Source organism: Arthrobacter sp. BG3 (assembly GCF_056680185.1).
Genome location: NZ_CM155270.1, coordinates 3,699,893 through 3,722,018 on the forward strand (window position 1 = coordinate 3,699,893; position 22,126 = coordinate 3,722,018).

The 22,126-nt window shown below is 68.0% G+C and carries 23 protein-coding genes and 1 riboswitch; of the genes, 20 read left to right on the plus strand and 3 right to left on the minus strand.

Annotation, left to right across the window (positions count from 1 at the left end):
* Positions 1-43 precede the first annotated feature (43 nt).
* Positions 44-1,255 carry a signal recognition particle-docking protein FtsY gene (gene ftsY, locus AC1MFL_RS16605; protein ID WP_479811222.1) on the plus strand — a complete coding sequence of 404 codons (1,212 nt, stop codon included), beginning with the start codon at positions 44-46 and terminating at the stop codon, positions 1,253-1,255.
* A gap of 269 nt (positions 1,256-1,524) precedes the next feature.
* Here the strand turns inward: ftsY and AC1MFL_RS16610 are convergent, their stop codons facing one another.
* A complete protein-coding gene (locus AC1MFL_RS16610) occupies positions 1,525-2,772 on the minus strand; it encodes an MFS transporter (RefSeq protein WP_479811223.1) in 1,248 nt (415 codons plus the stop codon).
* A gap of 273 nt (positions 2,773-3,045) precedes the next feature.
* On the opposite strand from AC1MFL_RS16610, the gene AC1MFL_RS16615 reads away from it, so the two are divergent.
* A complete protein-coding gene (locus AC1MFL_RS16615; protein ID WP_479811224.1) occupies positions 3,046-4,410 on the plus strand; it encodes an ammonium transporter in 1,365 nt (454 codons plus the stop codon).
* Entirely contained in the window at positions 4,407-4,745 is a 339-nt protein-coding gene (locus AC1MFL_RS16620; RefSeq protein WP_024366371.1) for a P-II family nitrogen regulator, read from the plus strand. Before AC1MFL_RS16615 ends, AC1MFL_RS16620 begins: the two co-directional genes overlap by 4 nt.
* A gap of 90 nt (positions 4,746-4,835) precedes the next feature.
* On the opposite strand, the gene AC1MFL_RS16625 is transcribed toward AC1MFL_RS16620, so the two are convergent.
* Positions 4,836-6,224: a glucose-6-phosphate dehydrogenase gene (locus tag AC1MFL_RS16625; protein ID WP_479811226.1), complete on the minus strand. Its 1,389-nt coding sequence runs from the start codon at positions 6,222-6,224 to the stop codon at positions 4,836-4,838.
* A gap of 152 nt (positions 6,225-6,376) precedes the next feature.
* Here AC1MFL_RS16625 and ffh point away from each other — a divergent pair, with 152 nt between their 5' ends.
* Together ffh and AC1MFL_RS16635 are read left to right on the plus strand one after the other, a co-directional pair.
* The gene (gene ffh, locus AC1MFL_RS16630; protein WP_479811228.1) at positions 6,377-7,963 is read left to right on the plus strand and encodes a signal recognition particle protein; all 1,587 of its coding nucleotides are present in this window, start codon (positions 6,377-6,379) and stop codon (positions 7,961-7,963) included.
* A gap of 58 nt (positions 7,964-8,021) precedes the next feature.
* A complete protein-coding gene (locus AC1MFL_RS16635; RefSeq protein ID WP_301227520.1) occupies positions 8,022-8,771 on the plus strand; it encodes an alpha/beta hydrolase in 750 nt (249 codons plus the stop codon).
* A gap of 42 nt (positions 8,772-8,813) precedes the next feature.
* Here AC1MFL_RS16635 and thiC read toward each other — a convergent pair whose 3' ends face one another.
* The gene (gene thiC, locus AC1MFL_RS16640; RefSeq protein WP_479811230.1) at positions 8,814-10,649 is read right to left on the minus strand and encodes a phosphomethylpyrimidine synthase ThiC; all 1,836 of its coding nucleotides are present in this window, start codon (positions 10,647-10,649) and stop codon (positions 8,814-8,816) included.
* A riboswitch (TPP riboswitch) is annotated at positions 10,645-10,752 on the minus strand. Its footprint overlaps the gene before it by 5 nt.
* A gap of 76 nt (positions 10,753-10,828) precedes the next feature.
* Between thiC and AC1MFL_RS16645 the strand changes: the two genes are divergently transcribed.
* The 15 genes from AC1MFL_RS16645 (at position 10,829) to AC1MFL_RS16715 (ending at position 22,114) form a co-directional block, all read left to right on the plus strand.
* The gene (locus tag AC1MFL_RS16645; protein WP_479811232.1) at positions 10,829-11,323 is read left to right on the plus strand and encodes a GNAT family N-acetyltransferase; all 495 of its coding nucleotides are present in this window, start codon (positions 10,829-10,831) and stop codon (positions 11,321-11,323) included.
* Positions 11,324-11,326: 3 nt separating this feature from the next.
* A complete protein-coding gene (locus AC1MFL_RS16650) occupies positions 11,327-12,409 on the plus strand; it encodes an amidohydrolase family protein (RefSeq protein ID WP_479811234.1) in 1,083 nt (360 codons plus the stop codon).
* 99 nt (positions 12,410-12,508) lie between these two features.
* Positions 12,509-13,384, plus strand: coding sequence for a VOC family protein (locus AC1MFL_RS16655; RefSeq protein WP_479811236.1), 876 nt, complete (start codon positions 12,509-12,511; stop codon positions 13,382-13,384).
* 398 nt (positions 13,385-13,782) lie between these two features.
* Entirely contained in the window at positions 13,783-14,220 is a 438-nt protein-coding gene (locus AC1MFL_RS16660; RefSeq protein ID WP_479811238.1) for a hypothetical protein, read from the plus strand.
* A gap of 205 nt (positions 14,221-14,425) precedes the next feature.
* Positions 14,426-14,848 carry a 30S ribosomal protein S16 gene (gene rpsP / locus AC1MFL_RS16665; protein ID WP_463962816.1) on the plus strand — a complete coding sequence of 141 codons (423 nt, stop codon included), beginning with the start codon at positions 14,426-14,428 and terminating at the stop codon, positions 14,846-14,848.
* Between the two features lies 1 nt (position 14,849).
* Entirely contained in the window at positions 14,850-15,092 is a 243-nt protein-coding gene (locus tag AC1MFL_RS16670) for an RNA-binding protein (RefSeq protein ID WP_056426755.1), read from the plus strand.
* 113 nt (positions 15,093-15,205) lie between these two features.
* On the plus strand, positions 15,206-15,820 hold the full coding sequence (gene rimM / locus AC1MFL_RS16675) for a ribosome maturation factor RimM (protein WP_479811240.1): 615 nt from the start codon (positions 15,206-15,208) through the stop codon (positions 15,818-15,820).
* The gene (gene trmD / locus AC1MFL_RS16680; RefSeq protein WP_479811242.1) at positions 15,821-16,630 is read left to right on the plus strand and encodes a tRNA (guanosine(37)-N1)-methyltransferase TrmD; all 810 of its coding nucleotides are present in this window, start codon (positions 15,821-15,823) and stop codon (positions 16,628-16,630) included.
* A gap of 257 nt (positions 16,631-16,887) precedes the next feature.
* Positions 16,888-17,247: a 50S ribosomal protein L19 gene (gene rplS, locus AC1MFL_RS16685; RefSeq protein ID WP_301227500.1), complete on the plus strand. Its 360-nt coding sequence runs from the start codon at positions 16,888-16,890 to the stop codon at positions 17,245-17,247.
* Positions 17,248-17,352: 105 nt separating this feature from the next.
* Positions 17,353-18,033, plus strand: a complete 681-nt coding sequence (lepB, locus tag AC1MFL_RS16690; protein ID WP_479811245.1) for a signal peptidase I — start codon at positions 17,353-17,355, stop codon at positions 18,031-18,033.
* Positions 18,034-18,969 carry a signal peptidase I gene (gene lepB / locus AC1MFL_RS16695; protein WP_479811247.1) on the plus strand — a complete coding sequence of 312 codons (936 nt, stop codon included), beginning with the start codon at positions 18,034-18,036 and terminating at the stop codon, positions 18,967-18,969.
* Between the two features lie 12 nt (positions 18,970-18,981).
* Positions 18,982-19,653, plus strand: a complete 672-nt coding sequence (locus tag AC1MFL_RS16700; protein ID WP_479811249.1) for a ribonuclease HII — start codon at positions 18,982-18,984, stop codon at positions 19,651-19,653.
* A 99-nt stretch (positions 19,654-19,752) separates the two neighbouring features.
* Positions 19,753-20,079: a DUF2469 domain-containing protein gene (locus AC1MFL_RS16705; protein ID WP_226761804.1), complete on the plus strand. Its 327-nt coding sequence runs from the start codon at positions 19,753-19,755 to the stop codon at positions 20,077-20,079.
* Positions 20,080-20,215: 136 nt separating this feature from the next.
* Complete coding sequence (locus AC1MFL_RS16710) at positions 20,216-20,572, plus strand: YraN family protein (RefSeq protein ID WP_479811251.1); 357 nt, start codon at positions 20,216-20,218, stop codon at positions 20,570-20,572.
* The gene (locus AC1MFL_RS16715) at positions 20,573-22,114 is read left to right on the plus strand and encodes a YifB family Mg chelatase-like AAA ATPase (RefSeq protein ID WP_479811253.1); all 1,542 of its coding nucleotides are present in this window, start codon (positions 20,573-20,575) and stop codon (positions 22,112-22,114) included.
* The last annotated feature ends 12 nt before the right edge of the window (positions 22,115-22,126 follow it).

Below are 22,126 nucleotides of genomic sequence, written 5' to 3' on the forward strand. Positions count from 1 at the left end.
TCAGGCTCCGCGCCGGCTTTCCGGTGTGTGAGAAGCTAGGGGAGTGAACGACATCCTCCCCATTCTTCTGCCCATTCTCGCCGCCCTGGTGGTCCTCGGTGCGCTCATCCCGGTCCTGATGAAGACCCGGAAGAACATCACCAACTACCCCGGAAAACGGGACGAGAACGACCCTGTGCAGCCGGGTGCGGGCGGCGGAACCCTGCTCGAGGACCGCCCCGCGCCGCCGCGCGAACGCACGGCACCGGACTTCGTTGACCGCGAGGGCCTGGCAACGGTCGAAGTCCCGGACAACGTCGCCGGCCTGGAAACCGTTCCGGTGGAAACACCGCTGCCGGTGGCCGGCCGCCTGACCCGGCTGCGTGAACGCCTCGTCAAGTCCAACAACATCCTCGGCAAGGGCCTGCTGGCACTGCTCTCAGCAGACAAAATCGACGAACACGTGTGGGACGAGGTCGAGGAGACCCTCCTGCTCGCCGACCTCGGCACCGAGCCGACCCTGCAGCTGGTGGACGCCCTGCGCGAACGCGTCAAGGTGCTCGGCACCCGCTCCCCGGAGCAGGTCAAGGCCCTGCTGCGCGAGGAACTCATCAAGCTGGTCGACCCGACGATGGACCGCACCCTGCGGGTCGAACGGCATGCGGACAAACCCGCCGTCGTGCTGGTCGTCGGCGTCAACGGCGTCGGCAAGACCACCACGGTGGGCAAGCTCGCCCGCGTCCTGGTCGCCGAGGACAAGGACGTCCTGCTTGGCGCGGCCGACACCTTCCGCGCCGCCGCCGCCGAGCAGCTGGCCACCTGGGGCCAGCGCGTCGGCGTCGCCACCGTGAAGTCCGACGTGCACGGTGCGGACCCGGCATCGGTCGCCTACGAGGCGGTCAAGGCAGGCATCGACCAGGAAGTCGACGTCGTCATGATCGATACCGCCGGACGCCTGCAGAACAAGGTGGGCCTGATGGACGAACTCGGCAAGGTCAAACGCGTCATCGAGAAGCTGGCCGAGGTCGACGAAGTGCTCCTGGTCCTCGACGCCACGACGGGTCAGAACGGACTGAACCAGGCCCGGGTTTTCGCCGAAGTCGTGAACATCACCGGCATCGTCCTGACCAAGCTCGACGGAACGGCCAAGGGCGGCATCGTGGTGGCCATCCAGAAGTCGCTCGGCGTCCCGGTCAAGCTGATCGGACTCGGCGAGGGCGCGGACGACCTCGCCCCGTTCGACGCCGAGAGCTTCGTCGACGCCATCCTGAACTAACCGCAAGCAGTGCCTTAAACCCGGCTGGCTCCCGGCTGGTGTCGTCGGACTTCCGAATCGACATCAGCCGGGAGCCAGTTGCGTGTGGTGCCCAGTGCTTGAAGTTCAGCACGGTCACCGTTCCGCACACTCGCGGGCAGATCGCGCGTGGCCGCCGTCCGAGTCCAGCTTCAGGAACTTCCTGCCCTCCATCCCGGGGACCATGGGGATGCCAAGGAAGCTGGCCTGGCTTTCGTCGCAGCTGTGGAGCGGTTAATTGGACAGGATCTTCAGGCGCCGCGGCGCGCGGGCCGCTGGAACGTCTCCCGGGCCAGCAGCCAGCCGGCGGCGGCCGCGACCAGGACGCCGCCGGTGACGCCGAAGGCCCAGCCGTAGCCCAGCCGGTCCGCGAGGAGCCCGGCAAGGACCGGTCCGACGATTGCGCCGCTGTCGGAGGTCATCTGGAAGATGGCGAGCACCCGACCGCCGGAGCGTTCGTTGCCAATCACATCGGCCATGGCTGCCTGCTGGGCCGGACCGAGCAGCCCCGAACCGATGCCGGCGACCGCGGTCGCCGCGAGGAACCAGGGCAGCTCGTGCGTGAAGCCGATGGCTGCCGTCGCGGTTCCGGTGACCAGGAGCCCGGAGATCATCATCGGTTTCCGGCCCAGGCTGTCCGCGAGTTTGCCGGAGAACGTCAGCGCCACGGCGTTGGCGGCGGCGAACATGGCCAGTGCCCAGCCGGCCGATCCGGGTCCGGCGTTCAGTGCCGCGACCGCGAAGAGCGGTACGGTGGCCATCCGCACGCCGAACGTCGCCCAGCCGTTCGCGAAACTGGAGAACAGCCCCGCCCGGTACGCGCTGTCCCGCAGCGCGGTCCGCAGCTCCATGGCCGGAGCCGCGCTTCCGTCCGGGCGGGACGCGGCGGGCACGTGGCTCAGCTGGGTCTGCACCACGAGGGCGGCCAGCACCAGGGCGGCCGCGTAGACGAGGAAGGGCACGCGCAGGCCGAACCCGGCCAGCAGCCCGCCCACGATCGGCCCGCAAACATTGCCGATCAGGAACGCCGAGGCGTAGGCCCCGGAAACCCGGCCGCGGCTACCGGGCGGGGCGAGCCGGACCACCAGGGCCATTGACGCCACCGTGAACATCACGGAGCCGGCGCCGCCGAGTCCCCGGAAGATGAGCAGCTGCCAGTAATCCTGGGCGAACGCGCAGGCCGCCGTCGAGGCCGCGACGATCAGCAGTCCTGCCACATACACCGGCCGTTCCCCGAGCCGCACAATCAGCGCGCCTCCCGCGGGAGCGAACACCAGCCGCATGAACGCGAAGATGCTCACAATCACTGCAGCTGCCGTCGCCCCGACGTCGAAAGTGGTGGCGAACTGGGGGAGGACCGGGGCCACAAGGCCAAAACCGAGGGCGATGAGGAAGGCAGCTACCAACATCACCTTGATGTCCCGGGGCAGCACCGGCGTGCCGTTGGTCCGGATGCCGGCCTGCGGCGGGGAACCCGCGGGGCGGGGGGTCTTGCTCATGGTGGTGGCTTCCTGGCGAACTGGCGAACGGGCGAACGGGCGAACGGGGCGGGCGGGACAGGCGAAGTTGGAACGCCCGAAACATAACCGTAACAAGAACGATTTCAACCATTTACTTCCGGGAGGTTCTTGTAACAACCCGGCAATCTAAATCCTCCGTCGGCGAAACACGCCTTCGACAAAATCTTCTTAGAACGCAAACAGCGTTGAGGCACGCGGAGAACTCCGCAGGAACAACTTCTGGATCGCAACCAAGCAAGGAGGACGTGCACCATGGAACTTACCGCAGGTCACGTATGGCTGATGGTGGCAGCGGCACTCGTGCTGTTCATGACACCGGGACTCGCATTTTTCTACGGCGGCATGACGCGCGCCAAGGCTGCACTGAACATGATGATGATGAGTTTCATCTCCATCGGCGTGGTCGGTGTGGTCTGGGTGCTCTGGGGATCGTCGATGAGCTCCGGCGAGGGCTTCCTGCAGATGGTGGGAAACCCCTTCGCCACCTTCGGGCTGGAGGGCATCAACACTCCTGACGGACTCATCAAGGTCGGCTACGCAGCCACCTTCGCCATCATCACCGTTGCACTGATCAGCGGCGCGATCGCCGACCGCGCCAAATTCGGCGCCTGGTCCCTGTTCGTCCCCGTCTGGGTCACGCTGGTGTACTGCCCGCTGGCCTACATGATCTGGGGCGGCGGGCTCTTCGGCCCGGAAGGCGCAATCGGGAAGGCCCTCGGCCCGGCCATTGACTTCGCCGGCGGTACGGTCGTGCACATCAACGCCGGTGTCGCCGCGCTGATCCTCGTGCTGATCATCGGCAACCGCAAGGGCTTCGGCAAGGACCCCAACCACCGCCCGCACAACATTCCCTTTGTGATGCTCGGTGCCGCGATCCTGTGGTTCGGCTGGTTCGGCTTCAACGGCGGCGCCGCGACCACCGCGGAACAGGGCGGCCTGATCTGGATCAACACCCTCGCAGCCCCCGCCGCGGCGATGCTGGGCTGGCTCATCACGGAGCGTATCCGCGACGGTCACCCGACCTCGCTCGGTGCAGCCTCCGGTGTGGTTGCCGGCCTCGTGGCCATCACCCCGGCCTGTGCCAACGTCAGCCCGGTCGGCGCACTTGGCCTCGGACTCATCGCCGGTATGGCTTCCGCACTCGCCGTCGGCCTCAAGTTCCGCTGGGGCTTTGACGATTCGCTCGACGTCGTCGGTGTCCACCTCGTCTCGGGCATCATCGGCACCGTGTCACTGGGCTTCATCGCCCTCCCGGTTGCGGGTGCCGGCGGCGGCCTGTTCTACGGCGGCGGTTTCACCCAGCTCGTGGCGCAGCTCGCTGTGGCCGGTATGGCCATCACCTACTCCGCAGTGATGACCACGATCATCGCACTGGCCATCCACAAGACCATGGGCTTCCGGGTTTCCCAGGAGCAGGAAGTGGTGGGCGTGGACCTCAGCCTGCACGCCGAAACCGCCTACGAATTCGGAGTCGGGGGCCACGGCGGAAGCTTCACCCCGCTGCACGAACTCATCACCGGCAAGGCCCAGGCCGTGGCTCCGGCCCCCGCACCGGTGGACGTGGCGTCCAACGGCAAGAAGACCGCAGCAGCAGGCAAGGAGAGTGTGGAGGCATGAAACTGATCACAGCAATCGTCCGGCCGGAAAAGCTCGACACCATCCGCGAGGGGCTCGAAGCCTACGGCGTGCAGGGCCTCACGGTCAGCGCAGCCAGCGGCTACGGCCGGCAGCGGGGCTACACCGAGGTGTACCGCGGCGCCGAGTACAACGTGGACCTGCTCCCCAAGATCCGGGTAGAGGTCCTGGCCACCGATGAACAGGCGGACGACATCCTGGATGTCATCATCGCCAGTTCGAACACCGGCCGGGCCGGCGACGGCAAGGTCTGGACGATGGACGTGTTCGAGGCAGTGCGGGTCCGCACCGGCGAACGCGGATCGGCCGCAATCTAAGCAGCTTCAAACACCAAGGCGGGCCGGGTACCTGAAAGGGTTCCCGGCCCGCCTTAGTGTCGTCTGCGGACCACCCGACGACGGCGCCGGTCAGCGCGGCCAGCCGTCCGGCCCGGCGCTTCCGGCGGCGTACTCCTCCAGCGGCGCGCTGTCCCGGGCCCAGGCCTTGAGGACGGGCCCCAGGATCCGCCAGCAGTCTTCCGCAGTATCGGCGCGGACCGAGAGAAGGGGATCGCCGGTCAGGACGCCCTCGAGGACCTCCCCGTACGGCAGCAGTTCGGAGGCGCTGAGCTCGGCCTTCAAGGTCGCGCGGTCCAGGCTCAGGACCTCGCCGGGGCCGTTCACGTCGACGTCGAACTGCAGGGTGTCCGGTCCGAAGCCGATCCGGAGCTGGTTGGGGACGTCCACCCCGGTAAAGCCCCTCGGCAGGTGCGGTACCGGCCGGAAGGTCACCACGGCTTCCTTGCGTTTGGTGCCCAGGGCCTTGCCGGAACGCAGGATGAACGGCACGCCCTGCCAGCGCCAGTTGTCGATCTCCACTTCGACCTCGGCCAGCGTCTCGGTGCCGCGGGCAGCGTCGACGCCTTCCTCCTTGGCGTAGTCCGGAACCTTGCGGCCGCCGAGGGATCCCGCGGTGTACCGGGCGCGGCGCGTGCTCTTGGCGTAGGGCGCCTTGATGCTGCTGGCCCGCAGCACCGTGGCCACGGCGTCGCGGAGGTCCCGTTCGTCCACCGAGGCGGGCGGCTCGATCGCCATCAGGGCCATGATCTGCAATAGGTGGCTCTGGATCATGTCGCGCAGGGCTCCGGCGCCGTCGTAATAGCGGGCCCGCCCCTCCAGTGCGAGGTCCTCGTCGAAGACGATCTCGACCTTTTCGATATGGTTCCGGTTCCACACCGGCTCCAGGAAGGTGTTGGCGAAGCGCAGGCCAAGGATGTTCAGCACCGTCGCCTTGCCCAGGAAGTGGTCCACCCGGTGGATATGGTCCCCCGGGACCAGAGCGGCCAGGGTGTGGTTGAGGTGCCGGGCGGACTCCTCGCTGGAACCAAAGGGTTTCTCCATGACCAGCCGGGTCCCGGCGGGCACCTGGCCGGGAGCCAGCGCCTCGCAGGCCAGCTGGCTGACGCGCGGCGGCAGGGCGAAATACACGGCCACCGGCCCCTCCAGCTCCGCCAGCAGACCGGCCAGCTGCCCCTCGGCCGTGACGTCGAGCTGGTGGTAGCTGGTGGTTTCGCGGATCCGTTTCAGTTCCCGCCGGCCATAGGCTTCGGCCTGGGAGTTGGCGTCGGCGAAGGACTCCTCAACGCGTTCCAGCCATTGATCCGGGGTCCAGTCGTCCGACCCGGCGCCCACCAGGGTCAGTCCGGCGGCGCGTCCCCGGGACACGAGCCGGGCAAGGCCCGGCAGCAGGAGCCGTCCGGTGAGGTCGCCCGACGCGCCAAGGATGAGCAGGGTTTTCACAGTTGTTTGGCTGGTCACCTAAGTCAGCATGCCATCTTGAAGGCGCGTCTTGGTACCCTAGATAGTCGAGTCCCGTTGTCGAGACGGTTCGTTCAGGCGAACATCAGTCGCGACGCTGGCGTGCCGGACCGGCCGCCATCCGCAGATCCACTGAAAGAAGTGCACGGCGCGTGTTCAATTCACTCTCTGACCGGTTGACAGCAACCTTCAAGAATCTCCGTGGCAAGGGCCGCCTGACCGAGGCGGATGTTGATGCCACGGTCCGCGAAATCCGGCGTGCCCTCCTGGACGCCGATGTGGCCGTGTCCGTCGTCCGCGAATTCACCGGGCGCGTGCGCGAGCGTGCCCTCGGCGCCGAGGTCTCCGCCGCACTGAACCCGGGCCAGCAGATCGTGAAGATCGTCAACGAGGAGCTCGTGGAGATCCTCGGCGGCGAGACCCGCCGGATCCGGCTTGCCAAGACCGGGCCCACCATCATCATGCTCGCCGGCCTTCAGGGCGCCGGCAAAACGACCCTGGCGGGCAAGCTCTCCAAGTACCTCAAGGCGCAGGGCCACAGCCCCATGCTGGTGGCCTGCGACCTGCAGCGTCCCAATGCCGTGACCCAGCTCCAGGTCGTCGGCCAGCGCGCCGGCGCACCCGTCTTCGCCCCGCACCCGGGCGCCACCTCCACCGAACTGGACCACCCGGCCGGCGACCCGGTCGCGGTCGCCCGCGCCGGCGTCGAGGAAGCCCGCCGCACGCTGCACGACGTCGTCATCGTCGACACCGCCGGCCGGACCGGCGTGGACGCCGAGATGATGGAACAGGCACGCCAGATCCGCCGCGCCATCGTTCCGAACGAAGTGCTGTTCGTGGTGGACGCCATGATCGGCCAGGACGCCGTCAACACGGCCATGGCCTTCGACGAAGGCGTCAACTTCACCGGCATCGTGCTCTCCAAGCTCGACGGCGATGCCCGCGGCGGCGCCGCGCTCTCCGTCTCCTCCGTCACCGGCAAACCCGTGATGTTCGCGTCCACCGGCGAAGGCCTGGACGACTTCGAACTCTTCCACCCGGACCGCATGGCCTCACGCATCCTCGACCTCGGTGACGTGCTCACCCTGATCGAGCAGGCGGAGAAGTCCTGGGACAAGGACGAGGCTGCCCGGATGGCGAAGAAATTCGCCGACCAGGAAGACTTCACGCTGGAGGACTTCCTCTCCCAGATGCAGCAGATCCGCAACATGGGTTCCATGAAGAAGATGCTCATGATGATGCCCGGAGCGCAGAACATCCGGCAGCAGCTCGAGCAGTTCGACGAGCGTGAAATTGACCGCGTCGAGGCGATCGTGCGTTCCATGACCCCGCATGAACGCGTCGCCCCCAAAATCATCAACGGTTCCCGCCGGGCCCGGATTGCCCGCGGCTCCGGTGTGCATGTCTCCGAGGTCAACGGCCTGCTGGAACGTTTTGCCCAGGCCCAGAAGATGATGAAGAAGATGGCCGCCGGCGGAGGCATGCCCGGAATGCCGGGAATGCCCGGCATGGGCGGCGCAGGGGCCCGCAAGGGCGCCAAGAGCGCACCCAAGAAGAAGGCCCGCTCCGGCAACCCGGCCAGGGCCGCGCAGGAGCTCAAGGACGCCCAGGCCCGCCGGGCCGAAGGCGCCAAGGCCCTTCCCACCGGTGCCGCCTTCGGGCAGCAGGGCGGCGACTTCGATCCGTCCCAGCTGAACCTGCCCAAGGGCTTCGACAAGTTCCTCGGCGGCGGCAAATAGGGCCCTTCAGCCGAAATGTCGGCGGCCCGTTGCCGGGCCGGTGTCATAGGGTTAGACCATGTACAAGCAGCGCGTAGTATTCGTCCACGGAGCCGGCAGCTTCGGCGCTGCCGCGTGGCCGAAACAGCACGGAATGGCGCTGAACTACGACGCGCTGTTCCTGCGCCGCCACGGTTATGACCCCGTCGCCGAGCCGCTGGAGACGGACTTCGCTGCCGACGCCGCCATTGTCCTCCGCGCCCTGTCCGACGACGGCCGCAGCCGGGCCGGCGGGCACGTCGTGGCCCATTCGCAAGGGGCCATCTCCGCCATGATGGCCGCCGTGGAACGGCCGGACCTGGTGCACTCCCTGACCCTCGTGGAACCGGCCTGCCTCTCGCTCACCGCGGACCAGCCGGCGACAGCCGCGCACCGCGCCTTGATGCAGCCGCTCTTCGAAGTCCGCCACCACCTGAGCGATGAGGATTTCCACCGCGAGTTCGTGCGTCGGGTGTTCGCGGCCCATACCCCGGCGCAAGCGACCCTGGGTGCGCCCAGTCCGGAGGACCAGCGGGAGGCGCGCCGCCTGCGGCTGCAGGCTCCGCCCTGGGAAGCCCCGCTGCAGATCGTCCCTGGCGTCCCGACGCTGGTCCTGACCGGCGGCTGGGAGCCGCTGTATGAGGAGATCGCAGGCTACCTGCGTGAGACCGGCGCCCTGCACCGCACCGCGGCGGGCGGGCACCGGCCCCAGGATTCAGCAGAGGGCAACCGGCTCATCCGGGCGTTCATCGCCGACGTCGGCCGTCAGCAGCACGCCCACGCCTCCTAAGCGGGGCGGGGCGCCCTGCTCCGCCCGGTGCGGTCCGCCCTCTTAGCGGGGTGCGGGGCCGCCCACGGCAGGCGCCGGCAGGTAGACCTTGCCGCCTGAGGCCAGGAACTCGGTGCTCTTCGCCCGCATCCCGGCGGCCAGTTCGGCCCGCGCGGCCTGTGAGTCCGCGGACCCGTACTCATCGCGGATGTCCTGGCTGATCCGCATGGAGCAGAACTTGGGACCGCACATCGAGCAGAAATGGGCCGTCTTGGCCGGCTCCGCGGGCAGCGTCTCGTCGTGGAACGCCTCGGCCGTCACGGGGTCCAGGGACAGCGCGAACTGGTCCCGCCAGCGGAACTCAAACCGTGCCTTGGACAAAGCGTCGTCGCGTTCGTGCGCTCCCGGATGTCCCTTTGCGAGATCGGCGGCATGGGCCGCGATTTTGTAGGTGATGACGCCGGTCTTCACATCGTCCTTGTTGGGCAGGCCGAGGTGTTCCTTAGGGGTGACGTAGCAAAGCATGGCGGTGCCGTAGCGGGCGATCTCGGTGGCGCCGATTGCGGAGGTGATGTGGTCATAGCCCGGAGCAATATCGGTCACCAGCGGCCCGAGCGTGTAGAACGGGGCGCCCTTGCAGAGTTCCTGCTGGCGCTCCACGTTTTCCCGGACGAGGTGGAACGGCACATGTCCCGGGCCCTCCACCATGACCTGCACATCGAACTCCCAGGCCCGCTGCGTGAGCTCGGCCAGGGTGTCCAGTTCGGCGAACTGCGCCGCGTCGTTGGCGTCTGCGGTCGCACCGGGCCGCAGGCCGTCACCGAGCGAGAACGCGACGTCGTAGCGGGCGAAGATTTCGCAGAGCTCATCGAAGTGGGTGTAGAGGAAGTTCTCCTGATGGTGGGCCAGGCACCAGCCGGCCATAATGGCTCCGCCGCGGGACACGATGCCGGTGACCCGGTCCGCGGTCAGCGGCACGTAGCGCAGCAGCACCCCGGCGTGGATGGTCATGTAGTCCACCCCCTGCTCGCACTGTTCAATCACGGTGTCCCGGAAGATCTCCCAGGTCAGGGCGTTCGCCTCGCCGTTGACCTTCTCCAGCGCCTGGTAGATGGGGACCGTGCCGATGGGGACAGGGGAGTTGCGGAGGATCCATTCGCGCGTGGTGTGGATGTCGTCCCCGGTGGAGAGGTCCATCACCGTGTCCGCACCCCACTGCGTGGCCCACTGGAGTTTGTCGACTTCCTCGGCGATGGAGCTGGTCACCGCGGAGTTGCCGATGTTGGCGTTGATTTTCACCAGGAACGCTTTACCGATGATCATCGGCTCGGATTCGGGGTGGTTGACATTGCTGGGGATAATGGCGCGGCCCGCCGCGACCTCGCTGCGCACCAGCTCCACATCGCAGTTTTCCCGCAGCGCCACGAACCGCATCTCCTGGGTGATGACCCCGTCCCGTGCGTAGCGCATCTGCGTGACCGTCCGGCCGTCGACCGCGCGCCGCGGCACCGGCCGCTCACCCCTCCACTCCGCGGACGCCGCGCCCCGGCGCACGGCGGACTTGCCGTCGTCGAGCAGCGCCCGTTCCCGGCCGGCGTAAGTTTCGGTGTCCTCCCGGGCTTCAATCCAGGGCGCCCGGAACGGCTCCAGCCCGCGGACCGGATCGCTGCCGGGGCCGGCCGTGCGGTACACCCGGAACGGGGGGTTCCCGGTACCGTCGGGGGAGCCCGCCAGGGCGATTTCGGTCACCGGGACGCGGATGCCGTGTTCCGTGTCCTGGTCAAACGCCAGGGAATGGGACTCCAGCGACCGCGTAGGGGCGGCCGGCTCAATCTGGCCCGTCAGCCTGCCGGCTGACAGGTTTTGGACAGGGCTGTGCTGCGTCAATGGTGTGTTCACGGAAATACTCACTTCCTTCGCCGGCATTACCCGGACAGGTTCAACGGTCGCAGGCTGCGTCAGCCCGATCTCAGCCCCTGCAAGGGCACCCGTGTGGTCGTAGACGAAGCTACCACGTCCCGCCCGGGCGGCTGTCGAGTGTGACGGCGGCCGTCACGGCCCGGTGTTACCGTGGCATCGTGACGCAGTCCAGGGCCGTGCCCCGCATCAGGGAGGCGGCGCCGGAAGACCTCGCGGCCCTGCCGGCTGTTGAAGCGGCGGCTGACCGCCTCCTTGAAGCGGAGCTGGGGCACCAGGGGCTCCCGGAGCTGCCGGCGACGGGTGTTCCGCTCTTCATCCTGGTCGCCGGAAGCCCGCCCGTGGGGTTTGCCCGCGTCGATGAGGTCGGCGGCCAGCCCCACCTGGAACAACTCTCCGTGCATCCCGACGCTGCCAGGCGCGGGCTCGGAAGGTCGCTGGTGGAGGCCGCCATCGGCGAGGCCCGGGACCGTGGCTATCAGTCGATGACGCTTTGCACCTTCGCGGGGATTCCGTTCAATGCGCCGTTTTACGCGAGCTGTGGCTTCGAGGAACTCGCCGACCCCGGGCCCGCGCTGGCCGCCGTGCGGTCCCACGAAGCGGAGCTGGGGCTGGATGAGCTGGGCCGGCGGCTCGCGATGCGGATTAGGCTTTAAGCCATGACCAGCATCATCGAGTTCACCGGCACCGTCCTCACCGGACCCGACAGGGAGCACCGCGGATTGTGGTCCGTCGGCGGCGTTCTGACCTTCCAGCGGCCCGCCGCTGCCCCGGACCACGTCCTGGACGGCTGGGTCATCCCCGGGCTGGTCGACGCGCACTGCCACATCGGGCTTGGCCCCGGCGGGGACGTCCCGGAGGAGCTGGCGGAAGAACAAGCCATGACCGACCGCGACGCCGGAACCCTCCTTGTCCGCGATGCCGGTGCTGTCCACGACACCCGCTGGATCCAGCACCGCGCGGACCTGCCCCGCATCATCCGCTCGGGCCGGCATATCGCCCGGACCCGGCGGTACCTCCGCGGGTTCGCCGTCGAGGTGGAGCCGGAGGATCTGGTGGAGGCCGTGCGCAAGCAGGCGCGGGCCGGTGACGGCTGGGTCAAACTCGTGGGGGACTGGATCGACCGGGACGCCGGCGACCTCGCCGCTAGCTTCCCCGCCGGGGTGCTGAAAGGTGCCATCGAGGCCGCCCACGACGAAGGCGCCCGGGTCACGGCGCACTGCTTCGCCGAAGACACCCTGGACGACATGCTCGACGCCGGCGTCGACTGCATCGAGCACGCGACCGGCCTGCTCCCGCGGCATCTGGCGCGTTTCGTCGAACAGGGTGTTCCGATCGTCCCCACGCTCATCAACATCGCCACGTTCCCCGGCATCGCCGCGCAGGCGGAAGCGAAGTTCCCCCGCTACGCGGCGCACATGCGCTCTCTCTGGGAGGGCCGGGCGGAACGTGTCCTGGCGGCCTTCGAAGCCGGAGTCACCATCTACGCCGGGACGGACGCCGGCAGCGTCATCAGGCACGGGCGCATCGTCGACGAACTCCAGGCGCTGCACGCCGCCGGACTTCCTGCGACGGCGGCCCTCGACGCCGGATCCTGGGCTGCCCGGGCCTGGTTGGGGGCCGCCGGCATCACCGACGGTGCCAGCGCCGACGTGCTGGTCTGCGCCGAGGATCCGCGCCGCAACCTGGCCACCCTGCGGGAGCCGCAGAACATCGTGCTGCGCGGGGAACTGGTCCGGTAGGAACACTCCTTCTCCATTAGGAATAAATTGAAGCTTCAAGTAATTTACCCTGTATGAGGTCATCGAAGGGCGGTGGCCGCCAAGCCCCGGAGCGATCACATGACTGCAGAAACCAGCACCCGGGATCTACTTCCCGCCGAACTCACCATGGGCACCGTGATGCTCAAGGTCGGCGACATGAAGGTCATGACGGACTACTACCAGCGCGCACTCGGCCTCGACATCGTGGCGGAGCAGGACGGCGGGCTCTACCTCGGGCGCCGGCAGAAGCCGCTGGTCCACCTTGCGCCGGCGCCGGGGCTGAGCGTGCCGTCCCGCGGCGAGGCCGGCCTCTTCCACACGGCGCTGCTCTTCGGTGACCAGTCCTCCCTCGCCGCCACTGTCGCCAGCGCGGCGCAGTACGAACCGCAGTCCTTCACCGGCAGCGCCGACCACCTCGTCAGCGAAGCGTTCTACTTCAACGATCCCGAGGGCAACGGCATCGAACTCTACTGGGACCGTCCCCGCGACGCCTGGTCCTGGGACGGCACCAACGTGGTCATGGACAGCCTGGCGCTGCCGCCGCAGCGCTACCTCGAACAGTTCCTGACCGAGGAATCCGTCAGCGGGCAGCGCGAGGCCGAGGCCGGCGTCGGCCACGTCCACCTCCAGGTCGGCGACGTCCAGTCCGCCCGGGACTTCTATGTCGGAACCCTCGGCTTCGAGAAGACCGCGGGCTGGCACGGCCAGGCCCTGTTCGTCTCGGCCGGCGGCTACCACCACCACATGGCCATGAACGTCTGGAACAGCCGCGGCGCCGGCCCGCGCCGCGACACCCTGGGACTTGGCGAGGTGCTGATCGAAGTGCCGGCCGGAGACGACATCGGCGCCCTCGCCGACCGCCTCAGGACCGCCGGAGTCCAGTCCCACCACACCGGAGCCGAACTGCGCTTCGAGGACCCGTGGCGCAACCGGATCCGCGTCGCCGTCCGCTGAACACCAGCCGTCCCCGGCGCCCAACCGGCCGTCCCCGGCGCCCGCCCCGCTGGAATCCCCCGGCTGGGACCCGGGGACATGCCCAGTGCGGGCGGCAGCGACTGGACATAATGGCCATATGTCCACTCGTGCCGGTCAGGGGAGGGCATGTCCAGCGGGCTGGGGTGAGTGAGGCGGGGTGCTGCCGGGATCGGCGGAGGGCATGTCCACTTCCCGCTGGCAGGACCGCGGAGCATGTCCGCCGGCCGAGGCCAGGAGTGGACATAGTGGCTTTATGTCCACTGGTCGCGATCAGGGGAGGGCATGTCCAGCCGGGGCGCGGCCGGGCGCAAGCGGCTAGGCTGAAGCGACGCAGAAAACAGCGGACCAGCGCCGCCAGACACAAAAGGACGAGCTCCATGGGATTCACCGAAATCTTTGTCTCCACCCACGATGAAGCCCTTAAGCGTGCCGCAGCCCTCGACGGCGGCGCTGCCGCGGCCCCCGGGGCCGTCCGGATTGCGGATATCAGCGACTTCGAAGTTGAGCGCCTGGGCGACCTGGCCGGAACTGCCGTCCACGCTGCGGGCGCCGACTACGAGCTGGCCATGGTGGATGTCGCCAGCGACTCCCTCCTGGGCGTCCCGCCCGCGATGGTCCGTGCCCTGGCCGAGCTGCTCAGCTATGAGACCGAAGGGGAAGGCGACGTCCTGGCTGATGTCGCCGAAAGCTGGGCCGCCGAGGAGGACATGCCCTTCGGTGTGGAGCAGGCCGCCCGGTACGTCCGGCAGCTCGCCGAGCTCGCCGCCGGCGTGGACCCCGCCAGCAGATCCGGCCTCTACGTCTGGACTTCCTGAGCCACCTTGCGCCGGGAAATATGGGGCCAGGGGGTGTCAAGTCGAAATCCCGCCGCTGATCTGGCACAATAAACAGGTACTCGATCTGCGTGGCCCCTCTCTCCGCGTCTGGATCCTGTCCTTTTAGAACCCCCTAGTACGGCCCGCCCCACGGGTGCAGAACGCCGGGCTCGACCCCGTTTCAGAAACAGGAGTGACCACAAAAGTGGCCGTAAAGATTCGCCTTAAGCGCTTTGGCAAGATGCGCGCACCGTACTACCGCATCGTCGTCATGGACGCACGCTCCAAGCGTGACGGCCGTGCCATCGAAGAGATCGGCAAGTACCACCCGACCGAAGAGCCCTCGTACATTGAGGTCGACGCGGACCGTGCCCAGTACTGGCTCGGCGTCGGCGCACAGCCGTCCGAGCAGGTTGCCGCGATCCTCAAGATCACCGGTGACTGGCAGAAGTTCAAGGGTCTCCCGGGCCAGGAGGGCACCTTGAAGACCAAGGCTCCCAAGGCTGCCTTTGTGACCCCGGAAAAGGGTTCCGTGATTATCCCGGAAGCCATCACCAAGAAGGCCAAGAAGGATGACGCTGCCGAGGCTCCCGCCGACGCCGCAGCAGAGACCACCGAGGCTGAGTAACTTGCTGGCAGAAGCGCTCGAACACCTCGTCCGGGGGATCGTTGACAGTCCTGAGGATGTCAAGGTCAGTGCGAAGAACAACCGCCGCGGGGACACCCTCGAAGTGCGCGTTCATCAGGACGACCTCGGACGGGTGATCGGCCGCCAGGGCCGCACCGCACGCGCCTTGCGCACTGTGGTGGCAGCGCTGGCGGACGGCGAGCCGGTCAGGGTCGACGTCGTCGACACCGACCGCCGCCGGTAACGCTTTCAGCAATACTTGTCTTGAGCCCGGCCCCTTCACCAGATAATGGTGGAGGGGCCGGACTGCTTTCCCCAGTAGATCCACAGAATCACCAACCCCGAACAGAGGAACAGATGCAGCTTCAGGTGGCACGAATCGGCAAGCCCCACGGCATCCGCGGCGAAGTAACCGTCCAGGTGCTCACGGACGCGCCCGGCGACCGCTTCGTCGCGGGGACCCAGTTCGTGGTGGAGCCGGCCTCGGCCGGTCCGCTCACCATCATCAGCGCACGCTGGAACAAGGACATCCTGCTGCTCGCCTTCGAGGAAATTGAGACGCGCAACGAGGCGGAGGCCATCCGCGGCGCCAAGCTGTTCGTCGAAACCGAAGAACTCAACGACGATGAGGACGACGAGGGCTGGTACGAGCACGAGCTCGAAGGCCTGGAAGTCCGCGTCGGCGACCAGGTGGTCGGCAAGGTCTCCGGCCTGCACACCCTCCCGGTCCAGGACCTGCTCGTCGTCACCGCCACGGACGGCCAGGAAGTCCTGATCCCCTTCGTGGAACAGATCGTCCCCGAGGTCAACGTCGGGGACGGCTACATCCTAGTCACCCCGCCTCCGGGCCTCTTCGAGGTCAACGCCGAGGACGAGGCCAAGTCCGAGGAGGAGCCGAAGCCGGTGGACGGGCCGAAGCCCGCGGGAACCGACACCACTGAAGGCCGCGCCGGCGCCGGGGACAGCGCCTAGATGAGGATCGACGTCGTCAGCATCTTCCCCGACTACCTGGCACCGCTGGAACTCTCGCTGATCGGCAAGGCCCGCCAGGACGGCCTGCTGGAGCTGAACGTCCACGACCTCCGGGACTTCACCACGGACCGCCACCGGACCGTCGATGACACCCCGTACGGCGGCGGCGCCGGCATGGTCATGAAGCCCGAGCCCTGGGCGCAGGCGCTGGCAGCCGTCGCGGCCGACCGTCCTGCGGGGGCTGCGAAGCCGGTCTTGATCGTGCCCTCACCGGCGGGCGAGCGGTTCACCCAGGCCACGGCCCACGAACTGGCCGAAGAGGACCGGCTGGTGTTTGCCTGCGGCCGCTACGAAGGCATCGACGAACGCGTTATGGAATGGGCCGCCGGGCACTTCACGGTCCGGCCCGTGAGCCTTGGCGACTACGTCCTCAACGGCGGCGAAGTGGCGGTGCTGGCCATGGTGGAGGCCATCGGCCGCCTCCTGCCTGGCGTCGTCGGCAACCCGGAGTCACTCGTGGAGGAATCACACGCCGACGGGCTGCTGGAGTACCCCGTCTACACCAAGCCCTCCAACTGGCGGGACCGCGAGGTGCCTGCGGTGCTGCTCAGCGGCAACCACGGCAAGATTGCCCAGTGGCGCCGGCACGAACAGTACCGGCGCACCGCCGAACGCCGCCCGGACCTGCTTGAGGCGTTCGACGCCGCCAAGCTGCCCCGCGCTGACCGCACCGCTTTCGCGGACCTCGGGTACGACGTCGTCGACGGCCACCTGGTGCGCCGCGCCGCCGCCGGCGGCGATTCCGGCTGAGCGGACCGGCCTGAGCGGACTGGCCTGGGCGGATTGGCTGGAAAGCCCCGGATGTGGCAAAATTGGTCCTTGTGCCTGCTGGGTGCGAACCTGCCACAGGGGGAGCGTCACCAACAGCGCGGCACCCCGGCCCCGCCAATTCCTGGCAGTGCCGGATTCACAAATTTTCGACGGGACGTTCCGGGCCGCATTTGCGCCTGGGCTTCGCCGCCGTGACCCAACGTGAAGGACCTGTGGCGTTCACCAGGAGTGAATCAATGCATATCCTCGATTCCGTAGATGCAGCGTCGCTGCGCACCGATGTTCCCGTCTTCCGCGCGGGTGACACCCTCAAGGTTCACGTGAACATCATCGAAGGCAAGAACTCCCGCGTCCAGGTCTTCCAGGGCTTCGTCCTGGGCCGCCACGGCGACGGCCTGCGCGAAACCTTCACCATCCGCAAGGTCTCCTTCGGTGTTGGCGTGGAGCGTACCTTCCCGGTGCACTCCCCGATCATCGATAAGATCGAGCTCGTCTCCAAGGGCGACGTGCGCCGCGCCAAGCTGTACTACATGCGCAACCTGCGTGGCAAGGCCGCGAAGATCAAGGAAAAGCGCGACTTCCAGCCCTCAAAGTAAGTCCTTTCAGGCTTCCACCGCGGGTCCACGGACCGTGTCCGGCCAGCGCCGGAGCATCCGCAACAGCGCTGTTCACGTCAGAAAAGCGCAATAAGGATACGGACCATGGAACACACAAAACGCCAGCCCAGGAAACTCGGCTGGCGTTTTGTGTTGCCGGCTGTGGTCCTTGCCGTCATCATCAGCGGACTGGTCCGGTCACTGTGGCTCGACGTCTACTACATCCCCTCCGCCTCGATGGAGCCCCTCTTCCGCGAGGGGGACAGGATCCTCGTGTCCCGGACGGACTTCCAGGCCGAACCGGTGGGCCGCGGCGACATCGTCGTCTTCGACGGCCGCGGCTCCTTCGCCCCGCTGAACAGCGGCCAGGGCCCGGTTCTGGATTTTCTCGGCGGCGTCGGGCACTGGATCGGCCTCTCCGGCGGCGAGAACACCTACATCAAACGCGTCATCGGGCTCCCCGGTGACCACGTGGCCTGCTGCGACGCGGGCGGCAAACTCACAGTCAACGGCCAGCAAGTTGCGGAACCCTATCTCTATGCGGGCGACGCGCCGAGCGAACAGAAGTTCAGCGTGACCGTACCCCCGGGGCGGCTCTGGCTGATGGGGGACCACCGGTCCATGTCGGCCGATTCCCGCAGTCTCCTGGGGGCCCCTGGCGGCGGCATGGTGCCGCTGGAGCGGGTCGTCGGCAGGCCCATCCAGATCATCTGGCCGCTTGATAGATTTACAGCAGTAGCACGGCCCGCCGAGGCCGCCACGACAACAGCGAAGAACGGACAGTAGATGCCCGAGACCGGACCCCGGACTCCTGATCCGCGGGAGCAGGACCCGCCCAGGGTTACCGCCTCAGCGGTCCCCGCCGCCGAGCACCCAACCCCTGCTCCGGCGCAGGAAACTCGGGAGCGGGAAACTCCGGCGCAGGACGCTCGGGGGCAGGATGCTGCGGCGGGCTCGGCCCCGGACCGTGACATCCCGGCTGCGGGCGGCCCGTCCCATGCGGGAGCCACATCGAAACGTGCGCGCCGGGCGAAGTCCCGGGAGCGCCACAGCCCGCTGTTCCTCTGGGTGAAAGAGGTGGCCACGGTGGTGCTCGTCGCCATCGCGCTGTCCTTCCTGATCAAGACCTTCCTGTTCCGGGCCTTCTATATCCCGTCCGAGTCCATGGTCAACACCCTGGACGTGAATGACCGGATCTTCGTCAACCTCCTGGTCCCGGAGCCGTTCGCCCTGCAGCACGGCGATGTCGTGGTGTTCCGGGACACGGAGGGCTGGCTCGCCCCTGCGGCGGAGAAGGCATCCGGCCCGTTCACGTGGGTGCAGGACGGACTGACTTTCATTGGCCTGCTGCCGGATAATTCGGAACAGCACCTCGTCAAGCGCGTCGTCGGGCTGCCCGGGGACCATGTGGTCTGCTGTGATGCCGGCGGCAGGCTTATGGTCAATGGCGCGCCGCTGAGCGAGAGCTACATCAACCCTGCCGAAGTGCCCCAGGTCCGGAATTTTGACGTAGTGGTCCCTGCGGGCAAGGTCTGGGTCATGGGCGATAACCGGAACCACTCCGCCGACTCGCGCTCCCACGCGGACAGCAACGGCGGCTTCGTGAACATCGCCGACATCGAAGGCAAGGCTGCGGTCATTGCCTGGCCGCTTAACCGCATCACCGCCCTTGACAACTACCCGGACGTCTTCCGCGACGTGCCTGCCCCGGCAGGAAAGTAGCTGGAGCCAGACATGTCCGACGCCCCCACCCTTGACTACGAGCGACGCTTCCGCAGCTCCGGCGCCCGGCTCCTCGCCGGCATCGACGAAGTGGGCCGTGGCGCCCTCGCCGGGCCCGTTAGCGTGGGCATCGCCGTCGTGGATCTCTACCAGCAGAAGCTGCTTGCGGACGTGCGCGACAGCAAGCTGCTCAAGGTGTCGGACCGTGAACGTCTCGTGCCGCTCGTCCAAAGCTGGAGCGTGGCGTCCGCCGTCGGGCATGCCTCGGCGAACGAAATCGACGCGCTCGGCATCATTGCCGCCCTCCGGCTTGCCGGCACGCGTGCCTGGCTCGCGGTCCTCGCCGCCGGGGTGACCCCGGACGTCGTGCTCCTGGACGGCAGCCACAACTGGCTCTCGCCCGCGGCCCAGCCGTCCCTGTTCGACGACGGGCCGGCGGAGCCTGGTTGCGACGCGCCCGTGCACACGCTGGTCAAGGCGGACATGCAGTGCCTGAGCGTGGCCGCGGCATCCATTCTGGCCAAGGTGGAACGTGACGGCATGATGCGCGAACTGCACCGTGAATATCCAGCCTTCGGCTGGGACGAGAACAAGGGCTATGGCACGGCCACACACAAGGACGCGCTCCGGGCCGCCGGACCCACGCCCTACCACCGGGTGAGCTGGCAACTGCTCGCAGACTGACGCCAGCGCCGGGTTGCCGGCAATGCAACCGGGCGGGCCGGACGTGCTGCGGGAGGCATCGTGGCGCGCGGGCGCCGCCGGATGGTGCAAGATGGAATCATGAGTGCCGAGGACCTTGAAAACTATGAGACCGACATGGAGCTGCAGCTCTACCGCGAATACCGCGACGTTGTCGGGCTGTTCAGCTATGTGGTCGAGACCGAACGGCGTTTCTATCTGGCCAACCACGTTGACCTGCAGGCCCGCAGCGCCGATGGCGAGGTCTACTTCGACCTGACGCTGCAGGACGCCTGGGTCTGGGACGTCTACCGATCCGCCCGATTCGTCAAGAGCGTCCGCGTGATCACGTTCAAGGACGTCAACGTCGAGGAGCTCCCGCGCAGCGAGGAACTCGCCCTGCCCAAGGTCGGCGACCTGGGGAACTGATATTTCACGGTAACTAGCGCGGCGCAGCCGGGCGGCGGCGGCTCACTCCTCCTCCACACCCCGGCCCTTGCAGCGGCTATCCACATAGCGCACTGACGCTCTGGGATGCCCGCCCGCGGCGGTGCACGCTGGTTCCATGAGAGCTAAAGACGTGCTGGGGCGGCGCGGTGAGGAACTCGCAGCCGGTTATCTCACAGCCCAGGGCATGCGGATCGTGGCGCGGAACTGGCGGTGTTCTGCGGGTGAAATCGACATTGTCGCGCTCGACGGCGAGACCCTGGTCATCGCCGAAGTGAAGACCCGCAGGTCCCTCGCCTACGGCCATCCTTTCGAAGCCGTCGGCGTGGACAAGGTGGCGCGGCTGCATCGGCTGGCCAATGCCTGGTGCCGGGACCATGAGCTCCGGATGCCGCTGCGCCGGATCGATGTGATCGCCGTCCTCGACGACGGCATCGGCGACCCCGCCGTGGAACACCTTAAAGGGGTGGGGTAGGTGGCGCTGGGCCGGACCTACTCGGTGGCCCTCGTCGGGCTGAACGGCTACATCGTGGAGGTAGAGGCCGACATCGGCCAGACCCTGCCGGCATTTGTCATCCTGGGACTTCCCGACGCGGCGCTTAACGAGGCCAAAGAGCGGATCCGCTCCGCTGCCCAGAACTCCGGAATCCCCTTGAGCCGCCGGAAGATCACGGCCAACCTCATCCCGGCGTCGCTGCCCAAGCGGGGGTCCGGCTTCGACCTGGCCATCGCCATGGCCGTCCTGCTGGCCTCCCGCGATGTCCGGTCCACCGGCCGGACCGTCTTCATCGCGGAACTGGGGCTGGACGGCAGGCTGCGGCCGGTCCGCGGAGTCCTGCCCGCCGTCATGGCCGCGGTGCGCGCAGGCTACTCGGACGTTGTCGTGGCGCAGGCAAACGCCGCCGAGGCGGAACTCGTGCCCGGCGCCCGCGTGCAGGGCTACGCCACACTGGCCCGGTTGGCCTTTGATTTCGGCGCCGATCCGCAGCGGCTCGCCCTCGACTTTGAACCCGAGCCAGAACCTGGTGAACCTGACGCCGGAGCTGACACGCACTCCTGCGCACCACCGGACATGCGTGACGTCGCCGGGCAGGGGGACGCCAGGAGAGCCCTCGAAGTCGCCGCCGCCGGCGCCCACCATCTGCTGCTGACCGGGCCGCCGGGCGCGGGGAAAACGATGCTGGCTGAACGGCTGCCCGGGCTCCTGCCGGACCTGGGTGATGCCGAGGCCATGGAAGTGACCGCCATCCATTCGCTGTGCGCACTGGGCTCAGCTTCCCTTCAGCTCGTGCGCAGGCCGCCCTACGAGAGCCCGCACCATACCGCCACGGCGGCCGCGATCATCGGGGGCGGCACCGGGCTGCCGCGGCCCGGGGCCGCCTCGCGGGCGCACCGCGGGGTGCTGTTCCTCGATGAGGCCCCCGAATACGAACGCCGGGTGCTGGACGCGCTGCGGCAGCCGCTGGAGAGTGGCGAGCTGGTGCTTCATCGTTCGGCAGGAACAGCAGCCTACCCGGCCCGCTTCCAGCTGGTTCTTGCGGCCAACCCGTGTCCCTGCGGCAAAGCAACCGGCAAGGGGATCGACTGCATCTGCACCCCGACGATCCGCCGGCGCTACCTGGCCCGGCTCTCGGGGCCGCTGCTGGACCGGGTCGACATCCAGCTGCAGCTTGAGCGGGTGTCGCTGGCCGACTTTGGCCGGCCGGGGGCCGAGGAGGACACCGCCACCATCGCAGCCCGCGTCCACGCCGCGAGGCAGCGCCAGCTCGGGAGGCTGCTGCCGTTCGGAATGGAGACCAACGCCCAGGTGCCCGGCCGGTTGCTACGGGGTGCCCTTCGGCTCGGCGCCCCCACCACCCGGATCCTGGACCTCGCGATGGAACGCGGGGTGCTCACGGCCCGCGGCTACGACCGCGTGCTGCGTCTGGCTTGGACCCTGGCTGACCTCGGACACCGGGATATCCCCGCGGCCGACGATATCGGACTGGCCCTTAGCCTTCGGCAGGCCGCCGCGTGACCGGGGGCCGCA